General features: G+C 46.0%; 9 protein-coding genes. 1 reads left to right on the top strand and 8 read right to left on the bottom strand.

Annotated features, from left to right (window positions below):
* Positions 1–37: 37 nt before the first annotated feature.
* The 7 genes from O9295_RS23070 to queA all read right to left on the bottom strand — a co-directional run bounded on the left by O9295_RS23070 (position 38) and on the right by queA (position 16,249).
* On the bottom strand, positions 38–1,801 hold the full coding sequence (locus O9295_RS23070) for an NAD(P)/FAD-dependent oxidoreductase (RefSeq protein ID WP_288035630.1): 1,764 nt from the start codon (positions 1,799–1,801) through the stop codon (positions 38–40).
* A 246-nt stretch (positions 1,802–2,047) separates the two neighbouring features.
* Positions 2,048–2,269, bottom strand: a complete 222-nt coding sequence (locus O9295_RS23065; protein WP_254064467.1) for a hypothetical protein — start codon at positions 2,267–2,269, stop codon at positions 2,048–2,050.
* Positions 2,270–2,393: 124 nt separating this feature from the next.
* Positions 2,394–7,415 (bottom strand): SDR family NAD(P)-dependent oxidoreductase, encoded by a 5,022-nt coding sequence (locus O9295_RS23060; protein ID WP_288035628.1) that lies wholly within the window; start codon positions 7,413–7,415, stop codon positions 2,394–2,396.
* An 8-nt stretch (positions 7,416–7,423) separates the two neighbouring features.
* Entirely contained in the window at positions 7,424–10,516 is a 3,093-nt protein-coding gene (locus tag O9295_RS23055) for a type I polyketide synthase (protein ID WP_288035627.1), read from the bottom strand.
* Positions 10,517–11,877: 1,361 nt separating this feature from the next.
* Entirely contained in the window at positions 11,878–12,984 is a 1,107-nt protein-coding gene (gene gcvT, locus O9295_RS23050; protein ID WP_288035625.1) for a glycine cleavage system aminomethyltransferase GcvT, read from the bottom strand.
* Positions 12,985–13,300: 316 nt separating this feature from the next.
* Positions 13,301–14,989, bottom strand: a complete 1,689-nt coding sequence (locus O9295_RS23045; protein ID WP_288035623.1) for a serine protease — start codon at positions 14,987–14,989, stop codon at positions 13,301–13,303.
* A gap of 162 nt (positions 14,990–15,151) precedes the next feature.
* On the bottom strand, positions 15,152–16,249 hold the full coding sequence (gene queA, locus O9295_RS23040; protein WP_147068791.1) for a tRNA preQ1(34) S-adenosylmethionine ribosyltransferase-isomerase QueA: 1,098 nt from the start codon (positions 16,247–16,249) through the stop codon (positions 15,152–15,154).
* Positions 16,250–16,410: 161 nt separating this feature from the next.
* On the opposite strand from queA, the gene O9295_RS23035 reads away from it, so the two are divergent.
* Entirely contained in the window at positions 16,411–16,800 is a 390-nt protein-coding gene (locus tag O9295_RS23035; RefSeq protein WP_002796539.1) for a hypothetical protein, read from the top strand.
* A 3-nt stretch (positions 16,801–16,803) separates the two neighbouring features.
* Here the strand turns inward: O9295_RS23035 and O9295_RS23030 are convergent, their stop codons facing one another.
* Complete coding sequence (locus O9295_RS23030) at positions 16,804–17,856, bottom strand: LOG family protein (protein ID WP_288035621.1); 1,053 nt, start codon at positions 17,854–17,856, stop codon at positions 16,804–16,806.
* Between the last annotated feature and the right edge of the window lie 260 nt (positions 17,857–18,116).

The following is an 18,116-nucleotide window of genomic DNA, read 5'->3' as shown; positions in this document are numbered from 1 at the left end:
TTAAGAGAAGGAAAAACTATGGGCTTTGAACCAAGTTTTAAGAAAGTTCAGCACTCCAGGGCTGTAATTTGCCTTGATAGCGATATTCTTTGAATTCTTGGCGCATTTCCTCGATTTCGCTATTATCTGGCAGACTACGAGTCAAGAAGTTATGCCGCATTTCTCCCAAGGCTGATAATCCACTTTGGGCTAACAGATAGCTAAAATGAGCTAAATTGCGGGGTTTCAACAGGCCGCGCCAGCCAAAACCTTTCCACTGGAACATTGCATACCAAATTGCCACATAGAAAAAGGTATTCTTCATGCTGGTGAAAATGTTACAGCGTTGGGGTTCAAGCTTGCTATTTTCTAGGAAGTCTTCAAAGTGTTTAAAGGTATAGTAACTGCCGATTAGTTGATCGGCTCGAATCGCATCCATCAAGCCCATATTAACTCCGCGCTCTACTAATTGGTTACAGTCTTGATACACATCCACGAATAAGCCATTGAGAAAAGTGCGGAAAGGTCCAGTAAACTGTTTCAGGAAAGCTGGATCTAAATGCCATTTACCTATGTACATGGGGACTAAGACACCAAACCACCACATATACTCAAAGTAAATCCGCCAACTCATGATACTGGCATGACCTAATTGTTTTTGATGTTCCTGCATGAAAGTGTTGACGCTATCAGTAAAAGCCAAATTGAATTCATTGTAAACAGCCCGTTTTTCTTCAGCATTGGCCTCCTTTGTCAATTTGGCGCGGACAATTTCGGTAATGCTTTCAACGGCGATGGCAATCATCGTTGTTCCCAGGGAATAAAAAGCATCAAAAATACAGGCTGCATCTCCGACAACATACCAGTTATCAGGCGAAAACATCACTTTACTTTTGTGGGCAACTCGCGGCAAATAATGGAAGTCAACCAATTCACTACTTTGCAATAATTTATAGAGAACTGTATGGTTGGCTTTCAAAAAAGCAGTAAACTTTTCTTGGGTGTTTATGGTGGCTGAGGGAATGACATCATGGTGGTGAATGACTCCCAGAGAAAGTTCTTTACTATCTCGATCAATGGGAATCATCCACAGCCAATGACCAGGGCCAAAGTAATGGTTGGTAGCGTAGTAATGACTGACAGTGGTTCCTGCTGGATGATAACCACTATGGAAAATGGTCCGATCTACATCTTTAATCCTTACCCAAGCGGAGCCATTATTAACTCCTAAAAGTTGGTCTGAACCAAAAATGAGATTGTCGGTTTTTTTGCCTATAATAAATCGGCGACCAGCCGCATCAACAATGTGCTTGGCTGTTATTTCTATGGTTGTATCCTCTAATTTGACTGTGACGGTTTTGAGTTGATCGCCTTCGGTTAAATCTACATCGACAACTCTTCCGTTGTAGAAGGTTGCTCCCATTTCCTTATTCATTTTGAGCAAGTCCCGTTCAAACTTTGCTCGGTTGATCTGAAAAGTCGGAATCGGGGGTTGACGATTGATCCAGACGTGATAATAATCGTCAATTGAATCAGTTTCAGCCGGATTTTTCGGCCAGTGGAAGTTCAGTCCCGCTTTAGGAGGATGATTTTCAATCATGTAATCATGCAGTCCCAACTCTTTACAGATGAGTAGGGCGGCTATTTCAACTGTAGATTCGCCAATTTTGAGATCTGTATCGGGTCGATTTTCGGGACGAGGATCGATCAGCGCCACCCGAATATTAGGGATGTTGAGCATCAGGTGTCGCGCTTGACATAAGCCGGCAAAGCCAGCCCCCATAATTACAACATCGTAGTGCAAAGCTTGAGTCGTGTTCATTGATCAATTTCTCCTGATAAAGGGATGAGAATCACGGTTCTTCGTTACTAGGTCAGGTTTGATCGGGGGGGCATAAATCGACTAAATCCTGATCTGGCAAGAGATTTAATTGATTAGTTCCTTCTAGATCAACAACAATTGACAAAAATCGCCTAATGTCTTTCTTTATAAGGTTTTCATGCCTTATAATCCCCGTCTATTACATAACACACACCGAAGAACCAGAATTACGTTAAGTTAGTTCAATTAAGAGGGAGAATCCTCTGAGGAAAGTATGGTTCGGCTCTCCATTAACCATTTTTCGATGCGTCGCCCTTGCCACATCCAAAGTCCAGTGAAGCTTAGGAGGGGAAAGACAACAATCCCGACGGCTATCAGCATTCCTGGATGATTGCGCCAGGGGGAATAGATAAAAATCCCTAAGAGAAGTGATGCCAAAATGTGGATCAGTCGGAGTTGGCTTCTCAATGATTTATTCGGCTTGTACATGACAAATTTTCCTGGGTAGATAGAGAAAAGTGAAAAAGCAGAATCTAGTCAGTAGGTTGGTCTGAGGATGGGGGGGGAAACCCATCCTAGAGAGCAGGTTTTTCTAGACCATTAACAGAGCGGCTTCCCTGGTGGTCGCCCTTGCGACTAAAGATTGCTTCACCGCCTCGGGCCAAGGTGCGACTACAGCCGTTCCATCTTTTTGCCGCTCCACCCAAGCCACATCTTGTTGACCGACATGGAGTTTTTCCAAAGTGCCATCAGGCTGTTCCCGGAAGAACTCAAAGTTGAAAGATGCGCCACACTCGGATACTGAACGCACATAGAGAAGGGTGCGAATGCGGTCAAAAGGCATCGCTTCCCGTAGATAGTCCATGCGGGTATAGAGACAGACCATTTCCCCACAGGGATTAGAAATCCGCAAATATTCAGGAGCAACTGAGTAAAGGAACAGGTCGAGAATGCGTCCTTGCCAGATGAAATAATTGCCGTAGTAAACATTACCGACTAAATTCGATTCTTCCAGGGTGGTTTGGAAGACCTCAGACCGCAATAACCGTCCATAGCGGCTTTCTTGCTGGGGAATTTCATCAATGATGGCCCCAGGCTTGAGGGAAGCAAGGCTCGCAGGTAGGGGAGCCAGAGGCAGGGTTTCTGGGTGTTTTAAATCAAGGCTGGCGGGTTTGTCAGCGGCAAAGCGAGCCAAATAGTCTTGGAGATAGGGCGGGAAAGGCATGGGAGCAGGAACTCCATAGCTAACTAACCGCACCCAAGTGGCTTTAACTTCGGCAATCGCCAGACGCTCTAGGGAATTATCGGGCAATACCTTACAAAACTCGATGTAAGTCTCAAAGGAAGAGCCGACAATATTGCCCACCCAGGCTCGCGCTTGAATCACATCATAGGAGGTGGCTTCTCCCACAACTCGCAGGCTAACGGAATTGGTAACCATGCCCCAATCTCCGCTTAAGAAGTCGGCTAACATTTGCTGGGCAATACTTTCCATCGGCAATTCCCGAATTTTGCCAATCCAGCGAAAATATTGGGCAAAGTAAACGTGACGGCTGATGCTACCACTATCTTTGAAACTGACTTGATAGCGTTGCTCATAGACTAATTGTCCTTGCGGCCCGTCATGAGTGTAGCGAGAGCTATGGCTGTCAATTTTCCCAGGTGTCGCTGGGATAATCGCCGCTGCCGTTGCTTGAGGAGACTGGAAATTAGCTTCTGTGGGGACAGACACTGGGGTGTGGGAAACCACAATTGCCACCATCCGTTCCGGTGGACGGGTTAACTTGACAGGGACAGTCAGCACTTGAGACTCACCCTCCGGGGTTGAGGTGGATAACAAGACCCCATCCCCTTGTTTCGCCACTAGAGAAAACTGCGGATCACTACCATTAAAAGCTTTGCGAACTGCTTCTGTGGCTGACCAAATCCTCATACCGGCACGCTCTTGGGTGTCTCCTTGGCGCACTAATTGCTCCATCAGTTGACTGCGGCGATCGCTTAAGAGGGCCACCCAGTCCTCGGTGCTGCGAGGGGTAATTGCTTCGATATCACAACCTTGGGGAGTTTCAGCCACAGTGCAGAGACAATAGCGATCGCAGTGAGATAAAGAAACATTTAACCCAGAAACTTGTGTCCCGCTCAGTTGAGGCTTACCAGAGGGGAGAGACTCAAGCTCGAAAACAAGTTTTTGCTCGGGTTTGAGTCCTAGCTTAGTTTTCAGCGCGCGTTCTACAATGGGTTTTTCCTGTTGGCGGCGCTGTTCTAAGGATTTCCCTTGCAGGTTAGGCGCATAACCAAGCGCAACGGTAGGCGGTGGAATCTCGAATCCCTGACAAGTTGTCTGTAACACTTGTCGCAAGTGTTGGCGATCACGGGTTTCGGGATTGCCTAACTCAGCAGCCGTAGGATTTTCCTGGTGTTCTTCGAGAATCCGTAGGCGATAACCGCTCAAGCGTTCAATTAAGTTCCCCTGCTCATCGGTAGCAATCACTTCACTAATATACTCCCGATCTTCCCGCGCCAATAGGTTAACGGTGACAAGGCGGCGACCTTGATCGCTGCTGGCCGGTTTAAATCGCTCAATCTTGGCAATTTCCACAGGCAAGCAGATATCTTGGGGAATGGTCAACTGTACCGATTGGAGCAAGACATCGCGAAAATAGGGATCGCCGAGGATTAAGGAGTGATTCAATCCTTTGCTAAAGCTTTGATTGGATAAATCTTCTCCAGAAAGTTGAGCGTGGGAACGGAAGACACTCTGTTTTTCACTAAGGGTGTAAATTTCACCTAGGCGTTGAAAACGTTCTCCCTGGAAGAGTAAATCCCCGTAGAGATCAGTTTTGGGAGCGATTGGAAGAGGTTCGCCTAATTCGGGTTTTTCCTGAGAAGCGGAAGTCAACTCTCCGAGAATGAGATTGGCAGAAAAATGAGCGAGAGAAAAGCCCGTTTGCTCGGTATAAATGCCGACTTTAACTCGACGTTCCCCATTGCTGGTAGCTTCGGCAATTTCCGCTTCAATTTGAATCTCAACCCCAGTTTCGGGATTAACGACTATTGGTCGTCGTAGAGAAATATCTTCTAGGCGAACAATTGGCGGGTTTGAGGTCCCTGTCAGGTAAGCTACAGCTTGGGCCATGGCACATAACCCAAACACGGTGGGGAACAAATAGGAACCGCGCCAAAGGTGGTCTTTGACATAGATATCCTTCCCTAAACTCAGATGAGTCCGCACGGTCAAGGCTACCTGTGGTTCCACGTATTGGACATTTTCGATAAAGCGCAGTCCGGCGGGAGAGGGTAAAGGGGTTGGTAACCAAGTATCTAAGCCACCCAAGCGAGCAGTGATTACTACCTGTGAGGTGCTTGGTGCGTTTTGGAAAAGCTTGAGAAAGCGGCTGACTCCTTCACTCGGAGCAATCGCCTTGATCCCCATGCGCTCTAGATGCTTGACACTGCCAAGACGCGCTCCCATGCCGATTTCATCCCAAACGCTATACGCAAGCGCCAGCACCTGGGTTTGGGGGTGTTGCCGTTGGTACTGTTGTAACAGCAACGACAGGGATTCATTGGCAAAGGCATACCAAGCATTACCAGGCATTCCAGTAACGCCGATAATCGAACTAAAAGCGATAAAGAGCTTCGGTGGCTTAGACGCTAATGCCTGCAATAAGTTGTAAGCTCCCAAAAGTTTGGGTGAGACTTCTGTTTGAGCATCTTGGGGTCTAACTTGTTCGACGCGACGGGGTTGATTGAGTCCGGCTCCGTGAATTACTCCCGTGATGGGTCCTAATTCCTGGGTCACTTGGTCAACTAACTGCTGAACCTCGGTAGGGTCGGCAATATTGCAGCGATAGTAAGCACCGGTGAGTCCTTGGGCTGCTAAGCGCTTGAGAGTTTGGGCAATTTCGCTGTTGCTATCTCCGGCTGCTGGCACTGCTGCTCGCCCCACCAAAGCCATTTTCACTCCCGTTTCTTTTCCTAAAGCGAGAGCGCATTCGGCGGTAATTCCCTTGGCTCCACCTGTCACCAGAATTACGTCTGAGGCTGACCAGGTGAGGGAACGGGGCGTATAATCAATCGGCTGCTGTAACTGAGCTTGGGGGATTAGCCTTACTTGCGTCGCATCATAGCCAACGGTTGTAATCGCCTCAGAGCCGGCTAGTTCCTGAATTACTAATTTACTGGCCTGAGTTGGTGCAATTTCTGCCGCCAAATCTATTACCCGGACTCTTGCTTCTTGGCGTTCTAGATGAACACTGCGGGCAAAGGCCGCCGCCGAAGCGACTGCGGGATGGTATTCCCCCTCACCGGTGCCAAAACGCCCCCCACCAAATTGAATATAAGCTAAAGTTGCCGAGGGATTGGTGTGGCTAATGGTAGCAACAATGCTGAGGCGAGTTACCATGGCGGCGAGGGGTAATTCCGATGGCAAGGGGGAAATATCGGGTAAAATCCCTAGATAGTGGGAGAATAAACCGATACTGGCGGGTTCTGCCGCTGCGATTTCGGCGTAGGTCTTTTGTTGGACTTGAGCACCCAATTGCTCTAATTGCTTGGTAAGAGTTTGAGCAATCGATGTGCCAGCATTAGATAGATTCCCTAGGTCTAAAACATCAGAGACAATTAAGACTTGAGCTTGTGACCAATCAGTCGCAATTGTTGGTGGAGTCAGAGGTTGAGGGACATATTCAATGGCGTAGTTACGAACCCAGTTGGCTTCCTTGGGAGGATTGTTTTGGCTCGCTTGCAGCACTGGTGTTTCCTCCGAAGCAGCAGATTTGACAGAGAGTTGGTTTGATACCTTCTCCAGTGCCGTAATGACATCTGCCAAAGTTCCATTCGCTAAAGCTGAGGGATCTAGTTTTCCAGTCGCTCCCACTTGTTTGACTGCTGTAGCAACTAGCTCGGCTGCTTTAATAGAGTCGAGGTTTAAATCATCAAGAAGACGAAGATCGAGGCTGAGGGTATCTTTAGGAAACCCAGTCATTTCTTCGACTAATTCCAGTAGTTTTTGGGTAATATCGGGGGAAGTTGAAGGCGGGGAAGCCACAGGCGCAACTTCTATGTGCTGAGGAATCCCAGTCGGCATTTGCACAGAAACAATGGCATCAATAGCCTGTTTTACTTCTTGCAAAGTAGCATTAGCTAAAGCAGAAGGATCAATTTTTCCACTCACACCAAAGGTTTTGGCGGCTGTCGCTACTAACTCGCCAGCTTTGATGGAATCTAAATTCAAATCATCTAGTAGTTTGGCATCAAGATTGATGCTGGCTACTGGATAGCCGGTTTTTTCTGCAACTAACTCAATTAAACGTTTTTCAACAGTTAAATTGGTTGGGATTACTGTTGTTTCTGGGATTCGCTTGCCATTGCCATTGCTAGGACCATTGCTATTAGCAGTGCTATGACCATTGCTATTAACGGGTCTATTTACCTGATCACTGTTCTGAAAGGGAATCAGATTAGTTGCTGGACTTTTAAGCAAAATATAAGACTGAATATCTGCTTTGATAACTTGGGACAAAAACTGGCTTCGGTTAGAGAAGTAATGGGAGAGAAGTTTGACAATCTCTTGATTGCCAACTGCTTGTTTGGAGTCAGAAGAATAAGTCATAATGTCCTCTAGGCATTGTGAGTGTTTACAAAGGGTAAGCTTTGGATATCGGCACTGATTAACTCAGAGAGAAAAGAACCACGTTCCAGCAGGTAATTTGCTAAGACTGTCGTTAGTTCATCATCTGCAAAAAGACTTTCTGGTTGGGAAAAATTCGAGGAATGAGCGAGAGCCGTATTTGGTGATGACTGTTGTATTTCTCTCCAAGAGAAGGCAGAACTCGACTCAATTTCTTCAAGAGATACCGGAAAAGATCGTTCGCAGGGATTATCAACAAACAGACGCTCAGCAGCCGGGACAAAAGGACGAACCAGTCGTTGTTCATACAACGCTTGCCAGTTGACTTCACCTCCTTGCACAAAGTAAGCGGCTAAAAAAGTATTCAAATCGCGAGCGATACCCGGTTTTGACTCTAGGGGAAAACAGAGGGGAGAAGGAACTATTGCTCCTACTAAACCAGAAAGCACTTTTCCCGTTCCAACTTCAACTATCAAGTCACATTTATTCTTCAGATTTTCGACAAGAGAAATAAAATTTACCTGGGAAACAATCTGATGAGCAAAGTGTTCTTTTAAGTTGAGTCCTGAATTAACTATCTGGCCGTTGACACTGGTAAATAGAGGCAGAGAAACTTGCTCGAAAATCTCAGGAATGGGAGCTTCTTTTCGCAAATATTCAGCTGCTGTTGCCACCATTTGGGAGTGAAAAGCATTTGCTACCGAAAGTTGGCGGACTTGAATTTCTCGGGCTAATGCCAGGTCACAAACAGCAGCAACACTGTTTTTTTCTCCAGAAATAACTGTCTGTTGACGACTATTGATATTAGCAACTGTTACATACCCAGAAATCCCCTGTAAGAGCTTTTGCGCGGTGGCATCCGAGCAAGCTAAACTCGCCATTGTCCCGATAGAATCGCCCTTAACTGTCATTGCTTTTCCCCGCATTGCGGCAAAGCAAAGGAGGGTTTTTTCATCATAAGCACCAGCCGCTTCAAAAGCAGTCAATTCGCCCAAACTATGACCCCCTAGTGCCACTGGTTCCAGTCCAAGTCGTTTCAGGTAATGCTTCCACAGTAGTGAAGTCAAGCAGATTGCTTGCGGTGCAACATCGGTGAGAGCCTTAAACCATTGTTCTACTTGTTGTTGGTTAACAGCGCGGTCAAGAGGACGGTAAATTAATGGACTAATCGGTTCAAAACCAGATTCAATCAGCCATAAATCTGCCTGTTGCACTAACTCTCTTGCCCAAGAATATCGCTCCACCAAAGTCCGGGCCATGTTCAGCTTTTGTGAACCTTGTCCTGGAAAGAGAAAAGCTACTCGAGAACGCTGCACTTGATGGGCGAGCCAGATGTCTTTTCGCTGGGATATATATGTTTCTCCCGCGGCTGGGGGTTGAGAGTGAAGAATGTTGATTAAATGCTCCAAGCGCTCCAGTAATTCTCTGGGGTTTTCTGCCACAATGGCGGCGCGAATTGAAGTCTGAGGGGACAATGTTTGAGCATTCTGCGCTGCTAAATCCACCATATCTGCTAAACTCATCCCTTTGGCTTGTTCTGAGAAAATTTGCAGAGATTCCAGCAGTTGGGCAAGAGAATTAGCCCCGAAGACAAAGATTTCGCTATCTTGGTTGGAGACTAAAAGCGAACGCTGGTCTAAACTGGGTTTTAACCGGGGGGAAGGTGCATCACCAGAAGAAAGCGTTACATGGGAGTTAATGCCCCCAAAACCCATCGCCGACACTCCCGCCCGTAAAATCTCCGTTTCCGGGTAGATTTCCCCTAGTTGTACTGGATATAAACATTGGGCGCTCTCCTCGAAAACCGGATTCGGTTCTTGACAGTTAACGGTAGGGGGAACGATCCGCTGATTAACCGCCATGACCGCTTTAATGAAACCCCCGATCCCGGCCGCCGCTTTCGTATGACCAACTAGGGATTTAAAAGAAGTCATGCCACAGGAACGAGGGGGGGCAGGTTTCGAGGCGTTCATGGCTAGGGCTACCCCTTCAATTTCAGCCCGATCGCCTACGGGGGTTCCGGTTCCATGTCCTTCAATAAAATGAAGAGACTGGGGACTATAACTGGCTTTTTCGTAAGCTCTTAATAGGGCTTTGGACTGTCCCACCTTGGAGGGTGCGGTAATGCCTCCTTTGCCGTCGGAGGACAGAGCCCAACCGTCCAACAGGGCATAAATGTAGTCGCCATTGGCCTGTGCGTCGGCTAATCGTTTGAGAACGACAAAACCAGCTCCCTCCCCAGGGATAAAGCCACTGGCACGGCGATCATACACTTTCATATCCTGGCTGGTTAAGGCGCCGGTTTTGGCGAAACCAATTAATTCAAAGGTATCGAGACTGATATCAATGCCACCGGCTAAGGCCATGTCTAAATCGCCATTACTTAAAGCGTTGGCGGCAGTGACAACGGCGATTAGGGAGGAGGAACAAGCGCCATCCACGGTATAACCACCACCGTCAAAATTAAAAAAGTTACAGATTCGTCCGGCTATGGTGTTGGACAGTCCTCCAGCAAGGGTATCTTCGGTAATGGGTGGGAAAACGGATTTATAGAATTTCTCCATCATTTCGAGAAGTTCTTCCACAATTGTTCCAGACAGTCCTTTGACTTCGGCAGCAGCCCGCAAGGCTCTTCGTACGTAGGGCCAACGTAACCGCATCAGATTCGATCGAGTATGTTCTCCAGTTAAGGAATTGCCGAGAATGACCCCGGTTTTTTGGGTGGGAATGGTATCTCGACGATACCCAGCATCTTCGATCGCTTTGTTGGCCACTTCTAAGGCTAACCAATGCACGATGTCGGTTCCATCGACCGTTTTTTTCGGAACTCGACGATTAATCCAGTCGAATTGAAAGCCATCAATGAAGGCCCCGCGTGTTCCGTAGGTTTTATCGGGAGTGGCGGGATCGGGATCATAATATTCCGAGAGTGGTAAACGTTGGTCGGGAAACTGGCGAAATTGACAACGACGCGCCAAAATATTCTCCCAAAGTTCGCTTAATTGGTTGGCACCAGGGTAATGGCAACCCATTCCGACAACGGCTATAGGATGAGCGATTTTATCGCTTTGAGTTTTCGGCATTTTTTTCCTTGTTTTGAGGACAATAATTGTGTTTGATAACTATCTGGTTATCCTAGGAGCGGGGGAACCCAGCTAGGTCTTTTTTCGGTATTTCCCGAAAGCTTATGATTTATTGTCATTTAGCAATTACAACTATCTCATTGGCACTCAAAATAACCTTGATAAAATCACGGTATATAAGCCAAGGTATTCAATTATTCAAAGTATTTTCCAGAGAAATGTTAAAGGGAAAACTTTAGCATTTACTCTATAGTTGTAACTTGTTCACAAGTATATGGGGAAGTTTCAGCAGTGACAATCGAAGTTTAGGATGTTAAGCAAGAAGATAAGCGGCTCTTCTCGAAGTTTAGGATGTTAAGCAAGAAGATAAGCGGCTCTTCTCGACTTTGTGTGATCATCAGTGCTGATCATTCGTAGGAGTCTTGGCGACGGCAAGGCTTTGAAGAGTCAATTCGGGAGCATCTCATTTATGCAAGTGAGTCATTATACTTGTCCCTAAAACTGGTTTCTAGCAAGGCTTTCAAAATAGCTTGACATAAAACCTGATTTGGGGGTTACAAAGGTGAGATGCTCCCTTTGAAGATTGGAAGAGTATATTTCTGGAAAATTATCCCTATTCTTCTTCCTTCCACACAGAAACGAGGAGAGCCGATAAGCAGTAGATGCGTTTGGGAGTTTACCTCTTTCTAATGGTTATCTCTCATCAAGAACCTTACTGCTAAGTAGTCGGACATAAATTCTGTTGTCTATCTTAAGAAATGTAAATTGCCGCAATTCTTACTGACGACCGACGACCGGCTACTGACTCCTTACCCCACAGTTAACTTTACTTTTGTCCAACTACTTATTTAGGGTTTGCTGAATAAATCGTAACTGCCGAGGTAGAGAAAAAAGGCGGTAGAATGTGAACCATGACTTACGAAGAACAAGCCAACAGAATTAAAGCATTAGAGAAGGAAAATCAAGCTCTGCGGGAAAAGATAGCCGAGCTGGAGAGGAGACTGGGATTAAATAGGGTTTGCTGAATAAATCTAAAAACCTTGTTGGATAAGACTTTTAGACCTTTTTGAAATCCAAAAGTGCCTGGCATGGGAGTGATCAGGGGTAAATTCAGGTACTTTTTCCCTGAAAATTAGGTAATTGACCGCCTGAAAATGGGTAAAACCCCACACCCTACACCCTACACCCTACACCCTGCTTCTAGGAAAAACTTTTTCAGCAGACCCTAAATACTCAGAATAGTTCTCAGCCCCCTCAACAGACGGACTTAAGAAGGAACAAAGAACAAACAAGTTTTTACTCAAGTTCTCAAGGGGGAAGTTCTGGTTTTTTCCTAATTTGTCAAGACCTCGGTAGTTACGTTACTTTTTACTTTGATAAAAGGGTTTTTTAACGACGGTAGCGGGGTAGGTGGTGCCGCGGATTTCTACTTCGATCGCCTGTCCGATCGAGGCGAAAGGTGTGGGAAGATAGGCTAAAGCGATCGCTGTGTTTAAAGTTGGTGATAAAGTGCCACTGGTGACTTTACCCACCACTTCCCCAGCGAATACTACCGGATAATCGTGACGGGCGATATGTTTGCCGGACATCTGCAATCCCACCAAGCGCCGATTCACACCATTAAGTTTTTGGTCTTCGAGGACATTGCGACCGATAAAATCGCCTTTTTCTGGCAGATGAACCAACCAATTTAAGCCTGCCTCTAGGGGACTCGTGCTATCGTCGATATCCTGTCCATAAAGGGCTAAAGCTGCCTCTAAACGCAGGGTATCCCGGGCCCCTAAACCGCAGGGAGTCACCCCTAAATTTAAGAATTCCGTCCAAAGTTGCTGCCCGATTTCAGGAGCGGCCATAATTTCAAAACCATCTTCTCCCGTGTAACCGGTCCTAGCGATAAAAACTTTTTCCCCGAAAAGCTGGCTTTCCCAGTGATTAAATAGGCCAAAATCGCTTAATTTTTCCCCAACCAAGGGCTGTAAAATTGTGGCCGCTTTGGGTCCTTGCAGGGCAATTAAGACTCTTTCTCGGGATAAATCCTTTAATTTAACCCCCGAACCCTCTAAATTGCCTAAAATCCATTCTCGATCTTTATCGGTGGTTGAGGCATTAACAATTAATACGCCTTGGCTTTCGCTTTGGTAGTAAAAGATAATATCATCGATGATACCACCGTCCGGGTTAAGTAAAACGCTATACTGTGCCTTTCCTGCCCTTAAACGGGCTAAATTAGACGGAACTAGGGTTTGGAGAGATTGAACCAGATTATCTCCAGTTAAGATAAATTTGCCCATGTGGGAAATGTCAAACATCCCGACACCATTGCGGACAGCATTATGTTCGATTTTTAGGCCGCTAAACTGTATCGGCATCTCCCAACCCGCAAAAGGGGTAAATTTGCTGGTTTGTTGGGCAATTAGGTCGTATAAAGGGGTACGAATAGCGGGGGAAGTTGCTTCTTGGTTAGCCACGGTGATCTCGATCGAATGGTTTTCTGCCTAGAGTAGCATAGCAGTTATCAGGAGACAGGAGACTCCGAGACAGGAGACTCCGAGACAGGAGACTCCGAGACAGGAGACTCCGAGACAGGAGACTCCGAGACAGGAGACTCCGAGACAGGAGACTCCGAGACAGGAGACTCCGAGACAGGAGACAGGAGATTATTTTTATTTATACTTCCCACACCCCACACCCCACACCCTACACCCTACACCCTACACCCCACCTCCCCACTTCCCCACACCCCACTTCCCCACTTCCCCACTTCCCCACACCCCACTTCCCAATTCATAATTCCCACTCCCTTAACCTTTCTCGCACCCTGTCAATGGGAATTGCGAAACCGCAGCCCAATCTAACGGCATTTTCTAGGGGTTTAGGAGTAGAGGGATTGGCACAAAATAAACCCGCTTGAGACATCACTCCCACCACTTGATTTTTATCGTTTAAAACTGGACTTCCCGACTGTCCAGAAACGACAAACATGGATAAACTTAAGGATTTTTCGTCATTATCATTAACCGTGCCTTTGCTGACAGTCCAATCTTTTTGATTAAAAGGATTACCGATCGAGATTACTGATTGATTAGCGGCAATTGGTAGGGGTGCTAAAGCTAAAGGTTTTAAATCCGGGGGGGGATTTTTTACCTCCAATACTGCTAAATCGAGCCAGTCGTTAGCGGGGGTAGTGTGGAGAATTTTAGCTTTTGAACGCTTGGGAATTTTTCCCTGGGGTGGTTGGCTATAATACTCGACAAAAATGCGCGCCTCTGCATCGATTTCTTGACGGTAATTCGTCACCACATGGCGGTTAGTCACGATCCAAGCTGTATCTTGATCTCGTTTTAATAACCAACCAGTGCCGATACCATTGTTATTTTTGCCACGAATGACAATTTTAACAATTGAGCGTTTTAAATTCACCAGAGGATCACTCTTAACACTGGGAATTATCTCTGGCATTTTTAATAATTCGGGATTGTCGTGAATTAATCGTCCCCGTTGGATTTCCTGTAAAATAAATCTAACTTCTGATAAATTGGGATCGATTTCTACGGCCTGCCGACACCAATTTAGACCCTCATCGATCTGACCGCTATTGATATAGATATAACAGAGATTTTCGTAAATCTTGGCATTTTTGGGGCTAATTTGGCGCGCCTGTTGAAAAGCTGCTATCGCTGCCCCTAGTTTTCCCTGTTCCGCTAAAGCTTCGCCCAGATAATTATAAATATCCCCATCTTTAGGGGCGTAAATTAAAGCCTGTCGATATATTTGCTCTGCTTGCTGCCATTTTCCCTGTTTTGCTAGGGTTTCTCCTAATTTTTTGTAGGTTTCACCCTGACTAGGTATCAATTCTAGAGCTTGCTGATAGGCATAACTGGCCTCTGGCCAGAGTTGCTGTTCACTGTAGGCCTTTCCCAGATAAAAATAGGCTTTTCCCTGACTAGGATCGAGAAAAACCGCTGCTTGCAGAGCTTTCGCCGCCTCATCCCAACGTTGTAAACTATAGAGAGCTTTTCCTAGCTGAAATTGCGCTTTAAAAGTTGGTTTAATGATAATTGCTTTTTGGTAAGCATCGAGTGCCTCTGACCATTTTTCCTCTTGCGCGAAGATGTCTCCCAAAGCTACTAAATGATTACTTAGGGAGGGTTGCATCGGTGGTTTATCGTTAACGATAAAGCCATGATTATAGGCTTGTAAGGCTTCAGAATAGCGTTTTTGACTTTGTAAGACCTGAGCGATTTTTATATGGGCTTGGGCCGAATTTTCGTGAAAAGATAAAACTGTTCGGTAAGCAGACAGAGCCGATTCCTTCTCCCCCGCGGCCAAAAGTTGATCGCCTTGCCAAAGATAAGCCAAGGCAATCAGATAAAAAATAGCAAAGGGAGCGGCGGCGATGAAGGCAATAATTACAAATATTTGCCAGGATTTGCCAGAATAGCGGCGACCGATTTTAAGCTCTTTTCTTTTCATTTCTTGGTTAGGATAGACAACAGGCCAGAGGTGGTTCGATAATCGACCTAGACCAATTTAGATGCGCGGGCTGCTTACACATATTTTTCCCTTTCCTGTTGCCCTTTCCGCAGTTCTGCTCCTCCTTCTTTCTGGGGTATGAATGTAATTTTGTGCAACTACTTACCGATTACTGCTGCGAGCGCTGGGTAGGATTAACATAGCATCACCGAAGGAATAGAAACGGAAACGCTCTTGGATAGCTTCTTGATACAATGCCAGTAGTCTTTCCCGTCCGATTAAGGCACTGACTAACATCATCAAACTGGACTTGGGTAGGTGAAAATTAGTGATCATGCCGTCGATAACTCGCCATTGATAACCAGGATAGACAAATAAATTCGTTTTTCCCTGAAAAGCGGTTAATTTCTCGCTCTTACTTTCTTTAATTGCCCCTTCCAAGGCGCGAGCTACCGTGGTGCCCACGGCGATAACCCGGCCACCTCTAGCCTTTGTTTGGGCGATTTTTTCGGCAGTTTCGGCGGAAATCTGCAAAAATTCTTGGTGCATTAGGTGTTCTGTAATATTTTCCACTTCCACGGGACGAAAGGTTCCCACTCCCACATGAAGGGTGACATAGGCGGTATCTATACCCTTCTGGGCGAGCTTATGGAATAATTCGGGAGTAAAATGTAATCCAGCTGTGGGAGCGGCCACAGAACCCTGTTTATCGGCGTAAACTGTTTGATAACGGTCTTCTTCCGCCTCTGATTCGGTGACGTAGGGGGGGAAAGGAATATGACCGTACTCCTCCAACATATCCCAAAAACTGCGCCTGGGATGACGTTGAAATTGCAGCAGACGACCACCGGTGTTCAGATCTCGATCGATTACTTTCGCTAACCATAATTTTTCTTGGTCTTCCGTCGGCCCTGTTTTCGGATAAAAAAGGACTTCTGAACCGACTTTAAAGCGTTTTCCCGGTTTCACCAGAGATAACCAACGATGGTCATCTTGTTCTTCTAATAGTAATATTTCTACGGGTGCGCCCGTGGTTTTACGTCCAAATAAACGGGCCGGAATCACGCGGGTATCGTTGAAAACCAGCAAATCCCCCGACTCTAACCAAGTGGGTAAATCCCGAAAAATAGCTAAATTATGACTATTGGGAGAATCTACCACCAAAAGACGGGAACTATCCCGGGTTTCTGCGGGATTTTGGGCAATTAACTCCGGAGGAAGGTGATAATCGTAGCTGGAGAGTAATTGGTCAGGGATCATCATCATTATCATCATAAAGATCTTCGCAAAAGTTGGGTAATCCTACCCAGGCGAACTTCACTAAATCGGGGATTTCTCCCCTTGGTATCGAGAACGGTTTATCGTCAGACTTAGATATATAACACTAATCGTGACTATTAGCCAATAGCCCGGCGGCCACTATGGACTATCTCTATTTTCTTGCTAATGCTAGTTTAACGCTACGAGTCACCGAATACCTGCGATCGATGACTCATCTGCCTTCCTCCGTGATGACGGTTATCCATCAGATTAACGGTTGGGTGGTCAAGGTAAAGTTTAATCAAATGCTGACTCCTTGCCAACACGGTGATTTTCGCGCCTACATGAATGAGTTAGGGATTACCTATCAACCGGAAATGCGTCTCCAGATGGTTTTTTGGAGTTTGGAAACGGGACAATCTCCTATTGATGTCATGCGTCGTTATCAAGTGGCGATCGTGTCCCATGGTACCCCGGATCAGCAAGATATAGAGGCTTTTCGGCAACAATTTACTAAGGGTTTAGGATACTGTCCGGAAACTCTGGCCTAGGGTTTATTTTCTCTCGGGATGCTCTTCGAGGGTCACTACAGGACTTAAATCGTTGATGTGATCAATTAATTGATACAAGCGTCCGTAACTCTTGCCGTTAAAGTAAAAAACTAGACGAGGTAAATGGTGGGTGGAATCCCGATTCTCTCGTTCTAGAATTTGACTAGGTGCGATTTTCCCCTTAACTAGGATATCGCCGAAGTTTTGGTTAATTTGTTCGATCTGTTCCCCGCTTAGTTCGTGGTTAAGACGAATAACAAAGGATTCTCCCACAAAACGGCTGGAGTGATACACCCGATAAAAGTGGCGAATTGTTTGACAAGCGTGGTCTAGATCGTTGGTAATTGTATAAAAATTCCGATCTTCGGCGGATATCAGTCCTCTTTTTTGCAGATTTTCACTAATTTGTTCTTGCCAAGTTTGCCAGTAATCCCCATCAGGCTCATCAATTAATACTAGGGGTGCAGGTCCGTATTTACCGGTTTGACAGAGGGTAAGCGTCTCAAAGGCCTCATCTTGGGTGCCGAAACCACCGGGGAATAAAGCTACTGCGTCACTTTCCCGCAGAAAAAATAGTTTTCTGGTAAAGAAATATTTAAAATCGATTAATTTGGCATCATTTATGATATAGGGATTAGCCCCCTGTTCAAAAGGTAGCTGAATATTTAATCCGAAGGAATTTTCCCGTCCGGCGCCTTCATTCCCTGCTTGCATGATGCCACCCCCAGCGCCAGTTAACACCATAAAACCGTATTGACTAATACAGCGAGCGAAGTCCACTGCCAGACGGTATTCACTGCTGTCGGGTTTGATGCGTGCCGAGCCAAAAATGGTAAGTTTACGAATGTGACGGTAGGGGTAAAATACCTGAAATCCCTTTTCTAGATCTTCGATCGCGTAGGTTAAAATTTTCCAATCCAGGCGATCGATTTCCTCCTCGGCAATTCTGACTATTGCTTCCAGAGCTCTTTGAATCCATTTACCATCTTTCAAGTGGGGTAAATGTTGCACCAATTTCAGCAAGTCTTCGGTTAATTGAGAATAGGAATTTTCCATTGGTGGGTTGGGTTTTGGGTGTTAGGGTGTTGGGGTTTTAGGTTTTTAGGGTTTTAGGGTGTTGGGGAAGATATTTCTTAGTCCCCATTTCCCCATTTCCCCATTTCCCTGTCCATTAGTTAACTAGGGTTTGCTGAAAAAGTTTTTCCTAGGGGCAGGGTGTAGGGTGTGGGGTGTGGGGTGTGGGGTTTTACCGATTTTGAGGGGGTCAATTACCTAATTTTCAGGGAAAAAGTCCCTGAATTTACCCCTGATCACTC

This window comes from Microcystis sp. LE18-22.4A, assembly GCF_027531105.1.
Lineage (GTDB): Bacteria > Cyanobacteriota > Cyanobacteriia > Cyanobacteriales > Microcystaceae > Microcystis > Microcystis aeruginosa.
This window is presented reverse-complemented; position numbering and strand designations above follow the sequence as displayed.